The following is a 16,597-nucleotide window of genomic DNA, read 5'->3' on the forward strand; positions in this document are numbered from 1 at the left end:
ATTACGCCTTCTTCTGGTGTTGGACCAAAGCTGCTTTAACGAAACCGCTGAACAACGGGTGACCGTCGCGCGGCGTCGAAGTGAACTCAGGGTGGAACTGGCACGCGACGAACCATGGATGATCCGGCGCTTCGACCACTTCAACCAGCGCGCCATCGCCGGACCGACCGGAGATTTTCAGGCCGGCTTCCATGATCTGCGGCAGCAGGTTGTTGTTCACTTCGTAGCGATGACGGTGACGCTCGACGATCACGTCCTTGCCGTAGCAGTCGTGAACCAGCGAACCCGGCTCCAGCAGACAATCCTGCGCGCCGAGGCGCATGGTGCCGCCGAGGTCGGAGGTTTCGGTACGGGTTTCGACCGCGCCGGTGGCATCTTCCCACTCGGTAATCAGGCCCACGACCGGGTGACCGCTTGCACGATCGAACTCGGTGGAGTTGGCGTCTTTCCAGCCCATGACGTTACGAGCGAACTCGATCACGGCCACTTGCATGCCCAGGCAGATACCGAGGTACGGCACCTTGTTTTCGCGAGCGTACTGCACGGCAGTAATCTTGCCTTCCACGCCACGCAGACCGAAGCCGCCCGGCACCAGAATCGCATCGACGCCTTCCAGCAGCGCAGTGCCCTGGTTTTCGATGTCTTCGGAATCGATGTAGCGCAGGTTGACCTTGGTGCGGTTGCTGATGCCGGCGTGACTCATCGCTTCGATCAGCGACTTGTAAGCGTCCAGCAGCTCCATGTACTTGCCGACCATGGCGATGGTGACTTCGTGCTCAGGGTTGAGCTTGGCGTCCACCACGGCTTCCCACTCGGAGAGATCGGCGCCGCCGCATTGCAGGCCGAAACGCTCGACGACAAAATCGTCCAGACCCTGCGAATGCAGGATGCCCGGGATCTTGTAGATGGTGTCGGCGTCTTCCAGCGCAATCACCGCACGTTCTTCAACGTTGGTGAATTGCGCGATTTTGCGACGCGAGGAAATGTCGATCGGGTGATCAGAGCGGCACACCAGCACGTCAGGCTGCAGGCCGATGGAACGCAGTTCCTTGACCGAGTGCTGGGTTGGCTTGGTCTTGGTTTCGCCGGCGGTGGCGATGTATGGCACCAGGGTCAGGTGCATCAGCATCGCGCGCTTGGCGCCGACTTCGAAACGCAATTGACGAATCGCTTCGAGGAACGGTTGCGACTCGATGTCGCCTACCGTGCCACCGATCTCGACCATGGCCACGTCGGCATCGCCGGCGCCCTTGATGATCCGGCGCTTGATCTCGTCGGTGATGTGCGGAATGACCTGAATGGTCGCGCCCAGGTAATCACCACGGCGCTCTTTGCGCAGCACGTGCTCGTAGACACGGCCGGTGGTGAAGTTGTTGTTCTGGGTCATGGTCGTGCGGATGAACCGCTCGTAGTGACCCAGGTCCAGGTCGGTCTCGGCGCCGTCGTGGGTGACGAACACTTCACCGTGCTGGAACGGGCTCATGGTGCCCGGATCGACGTTGATGTACGGGTCCAGCTTCAGCATGGTGACCTTAAGTCCCCGCGCCTCCAGGATGGCCGCCAATGAAGCCGAGGCAATGCCTTTCCCCAATGAAGAAACAACACCGCCCGTGACGAATATGTAGCGCGTCATGAAAAACCCTAGAAGTCTGCGTTAAAGCGGTACGAGCCGCCGGGGAAAGCGAAGGAAGGCCGAAGCCCCCGATCACCTGCATTAATCACAGTGCAACCTTCGAAAAAACCGCCGCGTTGGGACAGACCGGGAAATGAAACACCGGTACGTTGCTCGCTACACATTTTTTGGAATCGCCCAGCAAAGACTGCTTGGTAATCGGCAACTGCTGCAATTCAGGCGAATCCACAGAAGTTGTATCAAGAAGGGAGCGTAGTCTACCGGAAAGCCCCTATCAGCTCAAACCTTGATCTTCGGTTGGCGGCTGCCAATGCAAATGCCAGCCATGCGGATCACTGCCATTCAAGCCCCGCAGATTGGCGACCGCCAGCAATTGCTCGCCCTGATACAGCAGCGGCAATCTGCCACGGACGAACGCGGGAACGGCACTTTCATTGAGCAGGCGCTTGAGATCGCGATGCCCACGCCCAGGCAGATACATGACTTCGCCACCTTCACGATAGCGCACCTGCAGCGGTCCATTTGGGACGCTGCCGCTGATCGTCAGCACGCCATTATCCGGCAACGTCAGAGCTTTCGCTTGCTCCAGCCATTCGTTCGATGCCAGCGGATCGCGCAACCAGGCGCCGGACAACCACCAGATTCGCCCCCCGGCCCGATGCAGTTCGCCATCGGCCAGACGCCAGATTGGCCGGGCGTCGCCCGAGGCATCACGCAGATCATCCCACCCCGACCAATGGTCGCTGTCGGGCAGGCTGGTCACTGGCGAGAGCCAGTGACTGAGCGCATTGCGCTGTCGAGCGGCGGACAATAGTGCGAGCGGCGCCAGTTCGAGGGACGGCACGCCGAGCCAAGGGAGATCACTGACGGTCTGTGCAGCGCTCAGGTCGATCAGCGCCAATTCATCGAGCAACCCTTGTGCCTCCCGCAAATGCGCCGCACTGCGAGCCATGTTGGCGGTGGCTTGCGGCCAGCGCTCGGTCAGTTCAGGAAAGATTTGATGCCTTAGGTAATTGCGCGAGAAGCGCCGATCTTCATTTGTCGGGTCTTCGATCCAGCTCAACCCGTGCTCCGCGGCGTAGGCTTCCAGCTCCGCGCGTGTGACATCCAGCAACGGACGCAGCAAATGCCCGCGGCCCAACGAGCGCTGACCCGGCATGCCTGCCATCCCACGCACCCCTGCCCCGCGCAGCAACCGGAACAACAAGGTTTCCGCCTGATCGTCCCGGTGTTGACCGGTGAGCAGTACGTCACCGGCCTGAGTTGCTGCATCGAAGGCGTCATACCGCGCATCCCGTGCTGCCCGTTCGAGGCTGGCGCCAGGCCGAACCTGCACGCGGATTACCTGCAACGGTACGCCCCATGCGTCACAGACCGACAGACAGTGTTGCGGCCACGCATCCGCCGCCGCCTGAAGACCATGGTGAACGTGGATGGCTCTGAGTTCTGGGAGGGATGTGGTTTTTGCGAGGTGTACAAGCAGATGCAACAGGACGGTGGAATCAAGGCCACCGGAGAACGCGACGCGCCAGGTTTTGACGTTGCGCCATAGCTTCAGACTCATCAAAAGCCGGGAAGGCAAATCAATCGTGGCCCGATCCATATCTTTCCCTTTGCACAAATCAAATGTGGGAGCGGGCTTGCTCGCGATTGCAGTCACACACTCAACCGATCAGTTGAATGTTGAACCGCCATCGCGAGCAGGCTCGCTCCCACATTGAAGCCGAGGTCAGATCAGAGACCGTAGCTCATCAGGCGCTCGTAACGACGGGTCAACAGCGCTTCGGTATCGAATTCCTTGAGCATCGCCAATTGCGAACTCAATTCCGCGCGGATCGAAGCGGCGGCAACGGCCGGATTGCGATGAGCGCCGCCCAGTGGTTCGCCGATCACCTTGTCAACGATACCCAGGCCTTTCAGGCGCTCGGCGGTGATGCCCATGGCTTCAGCGGCATCCGGCGCTTTCTCGGCGGTCTTCCACAGAATCGAGGCACAGCCTTCCGGCGAAATCACCGCGTACGTCGAGTACTGGAGCATGTTCAGCTGATCGCACACGCCAATCGCCAGTGCGCCGCCAGAACCACCCTCACCAATCACGGTGGCGATGATTGGCGTTTTCAGGCGAGCCATGACGCGCAGGTTCCAGGCGATGGCTTCGCTCTGGTTGCGTTCTTCGGCATCGATACCAGGGTAAGCGCCCGGGGTATCAATGAAGGTCAGGATCGGCATCTTGAAGCGTTCGGCCATTTCCATGAGGCGGCACGCTTTGCGGTAGCCTTCAGGACGTGGCATGCCAAAGTTGCGACGAACTTTCTCGCGTACTTCGCGGCCTTTCTGGTGACCGATGATCATCACCGGCTGGTCGTCGAGACGGGCGACGCCACCGACGATCGCAGCGTCGTCGGAGAAGTGACGGTCACCGTGCAACTCGTCGAACTCGGTGAAGATGTGTTCGATGTAGTCCAGGGTATAAGGACGTTTCGGATGACGCGCCAGACGCGCGATCTGCCAGCTGGTCAGCTTGCCGAAGATGTCTTCGGTCAGCGTGCTGCTTTTTTCCTGCAGGCGGGAGATCTCTTCGCCGATATTCAGCGAATTGTCATTACCGACCAAGCGCAACTCTTCGATCTTGGCTTGCAGGTCGGCGATCGGCTGTTCGAAATCTAGAAAATTCGGGTTCATAGGCGTCCGTCTAGGGTCGACGTCCAAGAGAGCTTGGGCCGGCCGGTTGTCTATTCGCGCCCTACCTTAAGGGACAGGCGCGTTCAGGTCGAGATTAAAAAATGTGGTCGAGATCAGCTTCCGCTCTTCATGGCAAAGAATGAAGCCTGACCGTCAACGGTATTGGAGGAAGACGTTGTCTCGCCCGAACTGGTCACGCAGGGCTTGAATCAACGCATCCGCCGGGTCGATCCGCCAGGTCTCGCCGAACTGCAGCAAGGCTTTCGCATCGGGGCTCGTGTACTCCATGGTAATCGGGCACGCGCCGCGGTGGCGTTTGAACAACTCACCCAGCCAGCGTAGCTGATCGCCCTTGAGGTCTTTGGTCTGCAATTTCAGACGCAGGCTCTCGGCAAGATTGGTGCGCGCATCTTCCATGCTCATGACGCGCTTGACCCGCAAGCGCAAACCGCCGGAAAAATCGTCGTTGCTGACCTCGCCTTCGACCACCACCATCGCGTCGGTCTGCAGCAGCGACTGCGCCGAATGGAACGCCTCGGCGAACAGCGAAGCTTCGATGCGGCCGGAGCGATCGTCCAGGGTGATGAACCCCATCTTGTCGCCCTTTTTATTCTTCATCACCCGCAGCGCGATGATCATGCCGGCGACGGTCTGTGTATCGCGAGCGGGCTTGAGATCAATGATGCGCTGACGGGCAAAGCGGCGAATTTCGCCTTCGTATTCGTCAATCGGGTGCCCGGTCAGGTACAGACCCAGCGTGTCTTTCTCGCCTTTCAGGCGTTCCTTGAGCGTCAGCTCTTTCGCCTTGCGGTGGTTGGCGTAGACGTCCGCGTCTTCCTCGACGAACAGTCCGCCAAACAGGTCGGCATGCCCACTGTCGTGGGTGCGCGCGGTTTGCTCGGCGGCCTTGATCGCCCCTTCCATCGCATTGAGCAGGATCGCGCGATTCTGGTCGATACTCGCTTGATAGGCTTTCGGTTCGTCATGGAAACAAGGTCCCAGACGATCCAGAGCGCCGCTGCGGATCAAACCGTCGAGGGTGCGCTTGTTGATCCGTTTGAGGTCGACCCGCGCGCAGAAGTCGAACAGGTCCTTGAACGGTCCGTCCTGGCGCGCTTCGGTAATGGCTTCGACCGGCCCTTCACCGACACCCTTGATCGCGCCGAGGCCGTAGATGATCCGGCCTTCGTCGTTCACCGTGAACTTGAATTCGGAGGTATTCACATCCGGTGCGTCGAGACGCAGCTTCATGGTGCGAATTTCTTCGATCAAGGTCACGACCTTGTCGGTGTTGTGCATGTCCGCCGACAACACCGCCGCCATGAACGGCGCCGGGTAGTGTGTCTTCAGCCATGCAGTCTGGTACGACACCAGTCCGTAAGCGGCGGAGTGAGACTTGTTGAAGCCGTAGCCGGCGAATTTTTCCACCAGGTCGAAAATGTTACCGGCCAGGTCGGCATCAATATTATTGGTCGCGCAACCTTCAATGAACCCCCCGCGCTGCTTGGCCATTTCTTCGGGTTTTTTCTTGCCCATGGCTCGACGCAGCATGTCCGCACCGCCAAGGGTGTAGCCGGCCATGACCTGGGCAATCTGCATCACCTGTTCCTGATACAGGATGATGCCGTAGGTCGGTGCCAATACTGGCTTGAGGCCTTCGTATTGATAGTCCGAGTGCGGGTACGCCAGTTCGGCACGCCCGTGCTTGCGATTGATAAAGTCGTCAACCATGCCCGACTGCAGCGGGCCGGGACGGAACAGTGCTACCAGTGCGATCAGGTCTTCCAGACAGTCGGGCTTGAGCTTTTTGATCAGCTCCTTCATGCCCCGGGACTCGAGCTGGAACACCGCCGTGGTTTCGGCTTTCTGCAGCAGCTGATAGGTCGGTTTGTCGTCGAGCGGAATAAAGGCGATGTCGAGCGGCGGCTCATCGACCTTGGCGCGGTCGCGGTTGATGGTTTTCAGCGCCCAGTCAATGACCGTCAGGGTGCGCAGACCGAGGAAGTCGAACTTCACCAGACCCGCGGCTTCAACGTCATCCTTGTCGAACTGGGTGACCAGGCCATCGCCGGCTTCATCGCAATAGATCGGCGAAAAGTCGGTCAGTTTGGTCGGGGCGATTACCACGCCACCGGCGTGCTTGCCGACGTTACGCACCACGCCTTCGAGCTTGCGCGCCATTTCCCAGATTTCCGCAGCTTCTTCATCGACCTTGATGAAGTCACGCAGGATTTCTTCCTGCTCGTAAGCCTTTTCCAGGGTCATGCCGACTTCGAACGGAATCATCTTCGACAGACGATCGGCCAAACCGTAAGACTTGCCCTGCACCCGCGCCACGTCACGCACCACAGCTTTGGCCGCCATGGAACCGAAGGTGATGATCTGGCTCACCGCGTTACGGCCGTATTTCTCGGCCACGTAGTCGATCACCCGGTCGCGGCCGTCCATGCAAAAGTCGACGTCGAAGTCGGGCATGGAGACCCGTTCCGGGTTGAGGAAACGTTCGAACAGCAGGTCATATTCCAGCGGATCGAGGTCGGTGATCTTCTGCACATAGGCTACCAACGAACCGGCACCCGACCCCCGGCCAGGACCAACTGGTACGCCATTGCTCTTGGCCCACTGGATAAAGTCCATCACGATCAGGAAGTAACCCGGGAAGCCCATCTGGATAATGATGTCCAGCTCGAAATTCAGTCGATCGACGTACACCTGTCGCTTGGCTTCGTAGTCTTCGGTCGTGTCCTTGGGCAGCAGGACGCTGAGGCGATCTTCCAGACCGTCGAACGACACCTTGCGGAAATACTCGTCGATGGTCATGCCATCCGGAATCGGGAAGTTAGGCAGAAAGTGCTTGCCCAACTTCACTTCGATATTGCATCGCTTGGCGATTTCGACGGTGTTCTGCAGCGCCTCGGGAATGTCGCTGAACAGCTCGGCCATTTCCTCAGCGCTCTTGAGGTATTGCTGATCGCTGTAATTCTTCGAGCGCCGCGGATCGTCGAGGGCGCGGCCTTCACCGATGCAGACGCGGGTCTCGTGCGCCTCGAAATCTTCCTGTTTGATGAAGCGCACATCGTTGGTCGCCACCAGCGGCGCGCCGATTTTATCGGCCAAGGCCACGGCAGCGTGCAGTTGTTCTTCATCATTCGGGCGGCTGGTACGCTGGATTTCCAGATAGAAGCGGTCCGGGAACACGGCCATCCATTCGCGGGCGAGGGTTTCCGCTTCGGCAGGATTGCCGCCAAGCAGGGCCTGGCCGACTTCGCCTTCCTTCGCCGCCGACAACATGATCAGGCCTTCACTGGCCTCGGCTACCCACTCGCGCTCGATGATGATCGAGCCATTGCGTTGGCCGTCGATGAAACCGCGGGATATCAGTTCGGTCAGGTTGCGATAACCCACGGCGTTCATCGCCAGCAGGCTGATCCGGCTCAGCGCATTGTCCGGGTCTTTGTTCGACAGCCACAGGTCGGCGCCGCAGATCGGTTTGATCCCCGCGCCCATCGCCGCTTTATAAAATTTGACCAGAGAACACATGTTGTTCTGGTCAGTGACCGCCACGGCAGGCATGTTCATGCCGACCAGGGTCTTGACCAGCGGCTTGATCCGCACCAGACCGTCGACCAGGGAGTATTCAGAGTGCAGGCGTAGATGAACGAATGAAGCCGGCATGGTGATCCTGTCTGTGAGCATGAAAACAACAAGGCCCGGATTGTACCGGGCCTTGGCGAAAACATCAGCCTTGCGACTAACCCTCGATCAGGATTTCCCGCGCTTCATACGCCATGCGAACAGGCGCAAACGAACGCCGGTGAATCGGGGTCGGGCCCAGCCGAGCCAATGCCTCGAGATGCGCGGGGGTCGGGTAACCCTTGTGGCCACCGATGCCGTAGCCCGGGTAAATCAGTTCGAAGGCAGCCATCTCGCGGTCGCGACTGACCTTGGCCAGAATCGACGCCGCGGCGATGGCTGGAACCTTGCCATCGCCCTGAATCACCGCCTCGGCGCGCATGGATAATTTCGGACAACGATTGCCGTCGATCATCGCCAGTTTCGGCTGAATATGCAGGCCTTCGATCGCGCGCTGCATGGCCAGCATGGTGGCGTGCAGGATATTCAGTTGATCGATTTCATCGACTTCCGCACGAGCAATGCTCCAGCTCAGCGCTTTTTCGCAAATTTCGTCATAAAGCTTTTCACGGCGGGCTTCGGTGAGCTTCTTCGAATCATTCAGGCCTAAAATAGGCCGCTTCGGATCGAGAATGACCGCCGCCGTGACCACTGCACCACAGAGCGGGCCGCGGCCGACTTCGTCGACACCGGCAACCATGTCTTCGAGCTCGGCGACCAAGGTGAAATCCAGCCCCATCTGAACGCTGTTTTTTATCATTTTGTTTCGCCAATCAACTTCAACACCGCGTCCGCCGCCTGATTGGAGGCATCCAGACGCAAGGTCCGGTGAATTTCATCGAAGCCGCGAGTCTGTTCCTCGCCGCCTTCGATCAGGGGGGACAACGTCTGTGCCAGCGCCTCGACCGTCGCATCGTCCTGCAACAATTCCGGTACCAACAGACGCTGGGCCAGCAGGTTCGGCAGCGACACGTATGGGCTCTTGACCATGCGCTTGAGAATCCAGAACGTCAGCGGCGCCAGACGATAGGCCACTACCATCGGCCGCTTGTACAACAACGCTTCAAGCGTAGCTGTTCCGGAAGCAATCAGCACCGCATCGCACGCGGCGAGCGCCAGATGCGATTTGCCATCCAGCAGGGTCAGTGGCAGATCGCGACCGGCGAGCAATTCTTCAAGCTGTTTACGACGCTCGGGACTGGCGCACGGCATGACGAACCGGACCCCGGGACGCATGGCGCGCAAACGTTGGGCGGTATCGAGGAACAGAGCACCGAGACGCCCGACTTCACCGCCGCGACTGCCGGGCATCAGGGCGACCAGCGGCCCGTCAGGCAAACCGAGTTCAGCGCGCGCGGCGGCGCGATCAGCCTGCAGTGGAATCGCGTCCGCGAGGGAGTGCCCGACAAACCGCACCGGCACGCCCTTGTCTTCATAAAATTTGGCTTCAAACGGAAACAGCGTCAGCATCAGGTCGCAGCCTTCGCGGATCTTCAGCACTCGCTTCTGCCGCCATGCCCAGACGGACGGGCTGACGTAATGCACGGTCTTGATACCGGCCTGACGCAGTTTGAGTTCGATGTTGAGGGTGAAGTCCGGTGCATCGATGCCGATGAACACGTCCGGTTTCTCGGCGATCAGGTCTGCAATGAGCGTCTTGCGGCGCTTGAGCAACTCGCGCAGCCGACCGAGCACTTCGACCAGGCCCATGACCGAAAGACGCTCCATCGGGAAATACGAGGTCAGGCCTTCGGCCTGCATCAATGGGCCACCTACCCCGATGAAGTCGACAGCCGGATGCCGTGTCTTGAGCGCGCGCATGAGACCGGCGCCCAGAATGTCACCGGAAGCCTCACCCGCCACCAGCGCAATACGCAGATTAGCCATGATTAACGCGTGATGCCGCGGGTCGAAGACTGGATGGAGTCGCGAAATATCGCAACTTCCGGGAACTGCGCCGACGACTCGGCCAGCTCGCCGAGCGCTTGTTCAACCGTCAGTCCGTGGCGGTAAACCACCTTATAAGCTCGACGTAACGCATGGATTGCTTCTTCGCTGAAACCCCGGCGGCGCATGCCTTCGAAGTTCATGCTGCGCGCTTCGGCCGGGTTGCCGAATACCGTAACGTACGCTGGGACGTCCTTGCCAATGGCTGTGCCCATGCCGGAAAAGCTGTGGGCGCCTATATGGCAATACTGATGAACCAGAGTGAAACCCGACAGGATCGCCCAGTCGGCAACGTGCACATGCCCGGCCAACGCAGTGTTGTTGACCAGGATGCAGTGGTCGCCGATGACGCTGTCGTGCCCGATGTGCGCGTACGCCATAATGAGGTTGTGATCCCCCAGGGTCGTTTCCGAACGGTCCTGAACAGTCCCACGATGAATCGTCACGCCTTCGCGAATGACGTTGTGGTCACCAATGACCAGCCGGGTTTCTTCGCCTTTGTATTTGAGGTCCGGCGTATCTTCGCCGATCGAAGAAAACTGGTAGATGCGATTGTGCTTACCAATCCGTGTCGGGCCCTTGAGAATTACATGCGGCCCGATCACTGTTCCCTCGCCGATTTCCACACCTGCGCCGACGATCGACCATGGGCCGACCTCGACGTCGGCGGCCAGAACGGCCGTCGGATCGATGATTGCGCGAGGGTCAATCAAACTCATAGTTTGCGTTCCGCGCAGATGATTTCAGCCGAGCAGACTGGCTTGCCGTCGACCGAAGCCTGGCATTCGAATTTCCAGATCTGACGCTTGCAGCTCAGGAACTTGGCTTCAAGGATCAACTGATCGCCCGGGAGGACCGGCTGGCGGAAGCGCAGCTTGTCGGAGCCGACGAAATAGTAAAGCGTGCCATCGGCGGGCTTCACGTCGAGCATTTTGAAACCAAGGATCCCGGCAGCCTGAGCCATCGCTTCGATGATCAATACGCCCGGCATGATTGGATGCGCAGGGAAGTGACCATTGAAGAACGGCTCGTTGATGCTGACATTCTTGTACGCGCGAATGCGCTTGCCTTCCACATCCAGATCCACGACCCGATCCACCAGCAGGAACGGGTAACGGTGAGGCAGGTATTCGCGAATCTCGTTGATGTCCATCATTTCGGGGGGAAGCCTATGTAAAGATTGGGAGCGCGCGACTGACGCGCGCCCCTCTAGCAAATCAAGGGGGCAGTCTAACGGCTGTGCACACTTGATATGGAAATGGTATCAGCCATCTGATGAAGCATTACCGTCAGGGGTCACTTCCCCTACTCGCTTTTCCAGCTGTCGTAACCGTCGAGCAATGTCATCGAGCTGACGCAGACGTGCCGCGCTTTTGCGCCATTCGGCAGCCGGCTGCATGGCCGTGCCGGAAGAATAGGAACCTGGCTCGGTAATCGAGTGGGTAACCATGGTCATCCCGGTGATGAAAACCTTGTCGCAAATCTCGATGTGCCCCACCAGCCCGACACCACCGGCGAGCATGCAATGCTTGCCGATTTTGGTGCTGCCAGAGATACCCACACAAGCAGCCATGGCGGTGTGATCACCGATCTGCACGTTATGGGCAATCTGGATCTGATTGTCGAGCTTGACGCCATTACCGATGACGGTATCCGCCAGCGCACCGCGGTCGATGGCGGTATTGACGCCAATCTCCACATCGTCGCCGACCAGCACACCGCCGATCTGGGCGATTTTCTGCCAGATGCCTTTCTCGTTGGCAAAGCCGAAGCCTTCACCACCGAGCACTGCACCGGATTGGATCACCACCCGCTTGCCGATGCGCACATCGTGATACAACGTGACTCTCGGGGCCAGCCACCCGCCCTCGCCGATCTCGCTGCGCGCACCAATAAAGCAGTGCGCGCCAATTGTCACGCCTGCGCCGATACGCGCTCCGCATTCAATAACCGCAAAGGCACCGATACTCGCCGCAGGATCAATCACGGCGTTGTCCGCCACCACCGCAGTCGGGTGGATGCCGGGAGCTGCCTTGGGTTTGGGATCGAACAGATGGGAGATGCGTGCGTACGCAAGGTACGGATCGGGAACGATCAGCACATCACTCTTACACCCGTCGGCATCGGCGGCCTTCAGCAACAAGGCAGCGGCCCGGCAGTCCACCAGGTATTTACGGTATTGGGGATTTGCCAGGAAGCTCAACTGAGCTGGGCCAGCCTCTTGCAAAGTGGCTAGCCCAGTAATTTCTTTCTCCGCGTCGCCACGTAGGGTGGCGCCGAGGAACTCGGCCAACTGGCCGAGTTTCATGGTCGCTGTCATGGATTACTTCAGCTGATTCATGCGCTCGATGACCTGGCGGGTGATGTCGTACTGAGGTTTGACATCAATCACTGCGCCACGCTCGAAGACCAGGTCAAAAGCACCTTTCTTGATGACTTCTTCCACAGCGCTGTCCAGTTTCGGCTTCAGCTGCTTCAGCATTTCACGGTCGGCAACGGCTTTTGCTTCGTTCAGTTCCTTGGACTGAAACTGAAAGTCACGAGCCTTTTGCTTGAATTCAAGCTCCAGACGCTCGCGCTCGCCTTGCTGCATTTTGTCACCGCCGGCCATCAGACGATCCTGAATGCCTTTGGCACTGCTTTCCAGTGTTTTGAGCTTGCTCAGCTGAGGGCCGAACTTTTTCTCGGCATCCACGGCGTATTTCTTCGCCGCGTCAGATTCCAGCAGGGCCATTTGATAGTTCAGAACGGCGATTTTCATGTCGGCAAAAGCCGGACCTGCTACCAGTACGGTTGCCAGGAGAACCAATTGAGTCAACTTACGCACGATGCACTCCTACAAAATCCATTGTCGTTATCTTGGGTCAGACGCTTAGAACGTCTGGCCGAGGGAGAATTGGAACACTTGTGTTTCAGCCTCATCCGGTTTTTTGATTGGCATGGCCAACGCGAAACTCAATGGACCCAGGGCGGTGACCCATGTCACACCGACACCGACGGAGCTTGCCATGTTGCTCAGGCTGATTTCGTTGCACTTGGTGTTGGACTTCGTGCCATCGGCGTTGGTGGTATCCGAGCAAGACGAGTCGAACACGTTACCCACATCCCAGAAGACCGAAGTGCGCAGGGAACGTTGATCTTTCACGAACGGCAGAGGGAACAGCAGCTCTACACCACCCTGGATCAGGACGTTACCACCGAATGGCAGTGGATCCTGGTCCGGGTCAACCGATGTACCCGGGTTACGACCGGTACTCGGCGTACTGCGTGGACCCAGCGTGCTGTCCTTGAAGCCACGTACCGAGTTGAAACCACCTGCGTAGTAGTTCTCGTAGAACGGCAAGCCGTCGGTCGAACCGTATCCGTCACCGTAACCCAGCTCGGTGTGCAGGCGCATGGTGTAGTTTTCGGACAATGGCTGGAACAACTGGCCACGGTAATCAAGCTTGAAGAACGACAGGTCGCTGCCCGGCGTCGTGGTTTCCAGCACCAGGCTCTGAGAGCGACCGCGAGTGGCCAGCACGCCTTTGTTCAATGTCGACTCGGACCAACCGGCCGAGGCCTTGAAGTTCAGGTACTTGTCGCCTTCCTTGTTCACGAAATCGAAAATCTCGTCGACGGTGTAAACGCCCGTCTTGATCGTGTCCTGTTGCGCTGTCAGGCCGAAGGTCAGGCGCGACGTTTCGCTGATCGGATAACCCACGTTGACGCCGGCACCCAGACTGTCCACTGCATAGCTGGCGAGATCGGTTTCAAGCTCGTCATAGTCAGTGGTGCGATAGAACGCGTTGTAACCGAGGCTGACGCCATCAGCAGTCCAATACGGGTCCACATAACCGAAGTTATACCGAGTCTGGTATTCACTGCGGGTCAGGCCGATGCTGACCTTGTTACCGGTACCGAGGAAGTTGTTCTGAGTGATCGAGCCACCAAGAATCAGACCGGCGCTCTGGGCAAAACCGACACTCGCAGTGATCGAGCCGGACGCCTGCTCTTCTACGCTGTAGTTCACATCAACCTGGTCGTCGACACCCGGCACTGCTGGCGTTTCGACGTTGACTTCCTTGAAGAAGCCCAAACGCTCAAGACGGGTCTTGGACTGGTCGATCAAGTAGGTCGACGCCCAACCCCCTTCCATCTGACGCATTTCACGGCGCAGCACTTCGTCTTCCGACTTGGTGTTGCCACGGAAGTTGATACGGTTTACGTAAGCACGTTTGCCCGGATCGACAGCGAACGTGATATCGACGGTGTTGTCTTCATCATGAGGCTGAGGCACGCCGTTGACGTTGGCAAAGGTGTAGCCTTCGTTACCCAGACGACGGGTGATCAGTTCGGACGTAGTCGTCATCAGCTTGCGCGAGAACACCTGGCCTTTCTGCACCAGCAGCAACGATTTGACCTGGTCCTCAGGGACTTTCAGGTCACCACTGAGTTTGACGTCGCGAACGGTGTACTTCTCGCCTTCGTTGACGTTGACAGTGATATAGACGTGTTTCTTGTCCGGGGTGATTGAGACCTGGGTCGAAGCGATATCCATGTTGATATAGCCACGGTCCAGGTAGTAGGAGCGCAGACGCTCCAGGTCACCGGACAGCTTTTCACGCGCATACTTGTCATCGTTCTTGAAGAACGACAACCAGTTGGTGGTTTTCAGTTCGAACAGATCGATCAGGTCGTCATCCGGGAAAACCGTGTTGCCCACCACGTTGATGTGCTGGATAGCGGCAACCGTGCCTTCGTTGATGTTGACCTTGAGCGCCACGCGGTTACGCGGCTGCGATACCACTTCGGTATCGACGGTCGCCGAGTAACGGCCCTGAGCGACGTACTGACGCTGCAGTTCGTTACGCACGCCTTCGAGCGTGGCGCGCTGGAAGATCTCGCCTTCGGCAAGACCGGATTGTTTGAGACCCTTCATCAAGTCTTCAGTAGAGATCGCCTTGTTACCCTCGATCTCGATACTGGCAACGGATGGGCGCTCGACCACCGTGATGACCAGGACGTTGCCATCACGGCCCAGCTGGATATCTTGAAAGAAACCGGTTTTGAACAACGCACGAGTGGATTCCACCAGGCGACGATCATCCGCCTGTTCACCGACGTTCAACGGCAAGGCACCAAAGACGCTACCCGCGGAGACCCGCTGGAGGCCATTGACGCGAATATCAGAGATAGTGAAGGACTCGGCGTGAACTTCGGCGATCATCAATACGGTGAGAACCGCAGTTAGCAGCAGACGTTTCATGAAGTCCTTTCTTATTCCAACTGGCAATAAACAAACTGCCGCAAAATGCGGCAGATTCGCAATTCGGCGAAGCGTTACAGTCGACCCAGATCATTGACCAGAGCAAGCAACATCACCCCGACCACCAAACTGATACCGATCTGTATCCCCCAACCCTGCACCCGATCCGACAAGGGACGACCACGCGCCCATTCGATCAGATAAAACAACAAATGCCCCCCATCCAGTACTGGAATGGGCAGCAAATTCAGAACACCCAGGCTAATACTCAGATAAGCAAGGAAATTCAGGAAATCAGCGACACCCGACTGGGCAGAAGCGCCCGCCACTTTAGCAATGGTTATCGGTCCACTCAAGTTTTTTACCGAGAGCTCGCCGAACAACATTTTCTTGAGCGAATCGAGGGTCAGGATGCTCATGGTCCAAGTGCGTCGAGCCCCTTCGCCAATTGCAGCCAACGGACCGTAACTGACCTCGCGAATCATCTCCGGCGGCCAGTCGATCGCTTTTACGCCAGCGCCCAGGTAACCGCTCGGCGCTTTGCTCTCGCCACGAGCAGCCAACATCACAGGGACGTCGATTTGAGCACTGTCGCGCTCGACTCGCAGCATGATTTTGGTATCGGGATGCATCCGCACCGTGTCGACCACTTGCTGCCAATCATCCACGGCCTTGCCGTCGAGCGCGAGCAAGCGATCACCGGTTTTCAGGCCAGCAGCCTGGGCCGGACCTTTCGGGTCGAGCTCTGCAAGCACCGGCGGCAATGCCGGACGCCACGGGCGAATCCCCAGCGAGCGAATCGGATCCGGCTCGTCGGCGCCTTTGAGCCATTCATTCAACACCAGCTCTCGAGGCGTGTCTGCCGTGGAGCCTTGTTCGCGCACCAACACTTGCAGCGAACCACTCTCACCAAGCCGACGAACCAACTGCAGGTTGACCGCACTCCAGCCAGTGGTCGCTTCGCCGTCGATGGCAACGATTTCCTGGCCGGCATTCAAACCGGCCTTGGCGGCAATGCTGCCGGACTCGACGGCACCAATGACAGGACGCACCTGCTCGCTGCCGAGCATCGCCAAAACCCAGAAAAAAATCAGTGCCAGTAAAAAGTTGGCAATCGGGCCGGCCGCGACAATGGCGATGCGTTGGCGCACCGACTTGCGATTGAAAGACTGGTCGAGCTGATCGAGCGGGACTTCACCCTCGCGCTCGTCGAGCATCTTCACGTAGCCGCCCAGCGGGATGGCGGCGACCACGAACTCGGTGCCTTGCTTGTCGTGCCAGCGCAGCAACGGCATGCCGAAACCTACGGAGAAACGCAACACCTTGACCCCGCAGCGACGCGCGACCCAAAAATGGCCGAACTCGTGGAAGGTAACCAGCACACCCAAGGCTATCAGGGTGCCGACAATCATATAGAGCGCGCTCATTTACTTTCTCCGCATTCTTGTCGAGTG

At 58.5% G+C, this 16,597-nt stretch carries 12 protein-coding genes; all 12 read right to left on the bottom strand.

Annotated elements, in window-relative coordinates; all coding sequences use genetic code 11:
- Window position 1: 1 nt before the first annotated feature.
- The 12 genes from F8N12_RS19585 to rseP all read right to left on the bottom strand — a co-directional run bounded on the left by F8N12_RS19585 (window position 2) and on the right by rseP (window position 16,570).
- Window positions 2-1,633 carry a CTP synthase gene (locus F8N12_RS19585; protein ID WP_150580084.1) on the bottom strand — a complete coding sequence of 544 codons (1,632 nt, stop codon included), beginning with the start codon at window positions 1,631-1,633 and terminating at the stop codon, window positions 2-4.
- Window positions 1,634-1,907: 274 nt separating this feature from the next.
- Window positions 1,908-3,236, bottom strand: a complete 1,329-nt coding sequence (gene tilS / locus F8N12_RS19590; protein WP_150580085.1) for a tRNA lysidine(34) synthetase TilS — start codon at window positions 3,234-3,236, stop codon at window positions 1,908-1,910.
- Between the two features lie 131 nt (window positions 3,237-3,367).
- The gene (locus F8N12_RS19595) at window positions 3,368-4,315 is read right to left on the bottom strand and encodes an acetyl-CoA carboxylase carboxyltransferase subunit alpha (RefSeq protein WP_150580086.1); all 948 of its coding nucleotides are present in this window, start codon (window positions 4,313-4,315) and stop codon (window positions 3,368-3,370) included.
- 153 nt (window positions 4,316-4,468) lie between these two features.
- On the bottom strand, window positions 4,469-7,990 hold the full coding sequence (dnaE, locus tag F8N12_RS19600; RefSeq protein WP_150580087.1) for a DNA polymerase III subunit alpha: 3,522 nt from the start codon (window positions 7,988-7,990) through the stop codon (window positions 4,469-4,471).
- Between the two features lie 76 nt (window positions 7,991-8,066).
- Window positions 8,067-8,708 carry a ribonuclease HII gene (gene rnhB, locus F8N12_RS19605; RefSeq protein WP_150580088.1) on the bottom strand — a complete coding sequence of 214 codons (642 nt, stop codon included), beginning with the start codon at window positions 8,706-8,708 and terminating at the stop codon, window positions 8,067-8,069.
- Window positions 8,705-9,835: a lipid-A-disaccharide synthase gene (lpxB, locus tag F8N12_RS19610; protein WP_150580089.1), complete on the bottom strand. Its 1,131-nt coding sequence runs from the start codon at window positions 9,833-9,835 to the stop codon at window positions 8,705-8,707. The genes rnhB and lpxB overlap by 4 nt, the downstream gene beginning before the upstream one ends.
- Window positions 9,836-9,837: 2 nt before the next feature.
- Entirely contained in the window at window positions 9,838-10,614 is a 777-nt protein-coding gene (gene lpxA, locus F8N12_RS19615) for an acyl-ACP--UDP-N-acetylglucosamine O-acyltransferase (protein WP_150580090.1), read from the bottom strand.
- Window positions 10,611-11,051, bottom strand: a complete 441-nt coding sequence (fabZ, locus tag F8N12_RS19620; protein WP_007907157.1) for a 3-hydroxyacyl-ACP dehydratase FabZ — start codon at window positions 11,049-11,051, stop codon at window positions 10,611-10,613. Before fabZ ends, lpxA begins: the two co-directional genes overlap by 4 nt.
- A 108-nt stretch (window positions 11,052-11,159) precedes the next feature.
- The gene (gene lpxD, locus F8N12_RS19625) at window positions 11,160-12,215 is read right to left on the bottom strand and encodes a UDP-3-O-(3-hydroxymyristoyl)glucosamine N-acyltransferase (protein ID WP_150580091.1); all 1,056 of its coding nucleotides are present in this window, start codon (window positions 12,213-12,215) and stop codon (window positions 11,160-11,162) included.
- Window positions 12,216-12,218: 3 nt separating this feature from the next.
- Window positions 12,219-12,722 carry an OmpH family outer membrane protein gene (locus tag F8N12_RS19630; protein WP_010462812.1) on the bottom strand — a complete coding sequence of 168 codons (504 nt, stop codon included), beginning with the start codon at window positions 12,720-12,722 and terminating at the stop codon, window positions 12,219-12,221.
- A gap of 45 nt (window positions 12,723-12,767) precedes the next feature.
- Window positions 12,768-15,143 (bottom strand): outer membrane protein assembly factor BamA, encoded by a 2,376-nt coding sequence (bamA, locus tag F8N12_RS19635; protein ID WP_150580092.1) that lies wholly within the window; start codon window positions 15,141-15,143, stop codon window positions 12,768-12,770.
- Window positions 15,144-15,217: 74 nt separating this feature from the next.
- The gene (gene rseP / locus F8N12_RS19640; protein ID WP_150580093.1) at window positions 15,218-16,570 is read right to left on the bottom strand and encodes a sigma E protease regulator RseP; all 1,353 of its coding nucleotides are present in this window, start codon (window positions 16,568-16,570) and stop codon (window positions 15,218-15,220) included.
- Window positions 16,571-16,597 lie beyond the last annotated feature (27 nt).

Origin of the sequence: Pseudomonas fluorescens, from assembly GCF_902497625.1 — a bacterium.
GTDB lineage: Bacteria > Pseudomonadota > Gammaproteobacteria > Pseudomonadales > Pseudomonadaceae > Aquipseudomonas > Aquipseudomonas fluorescens_BQ.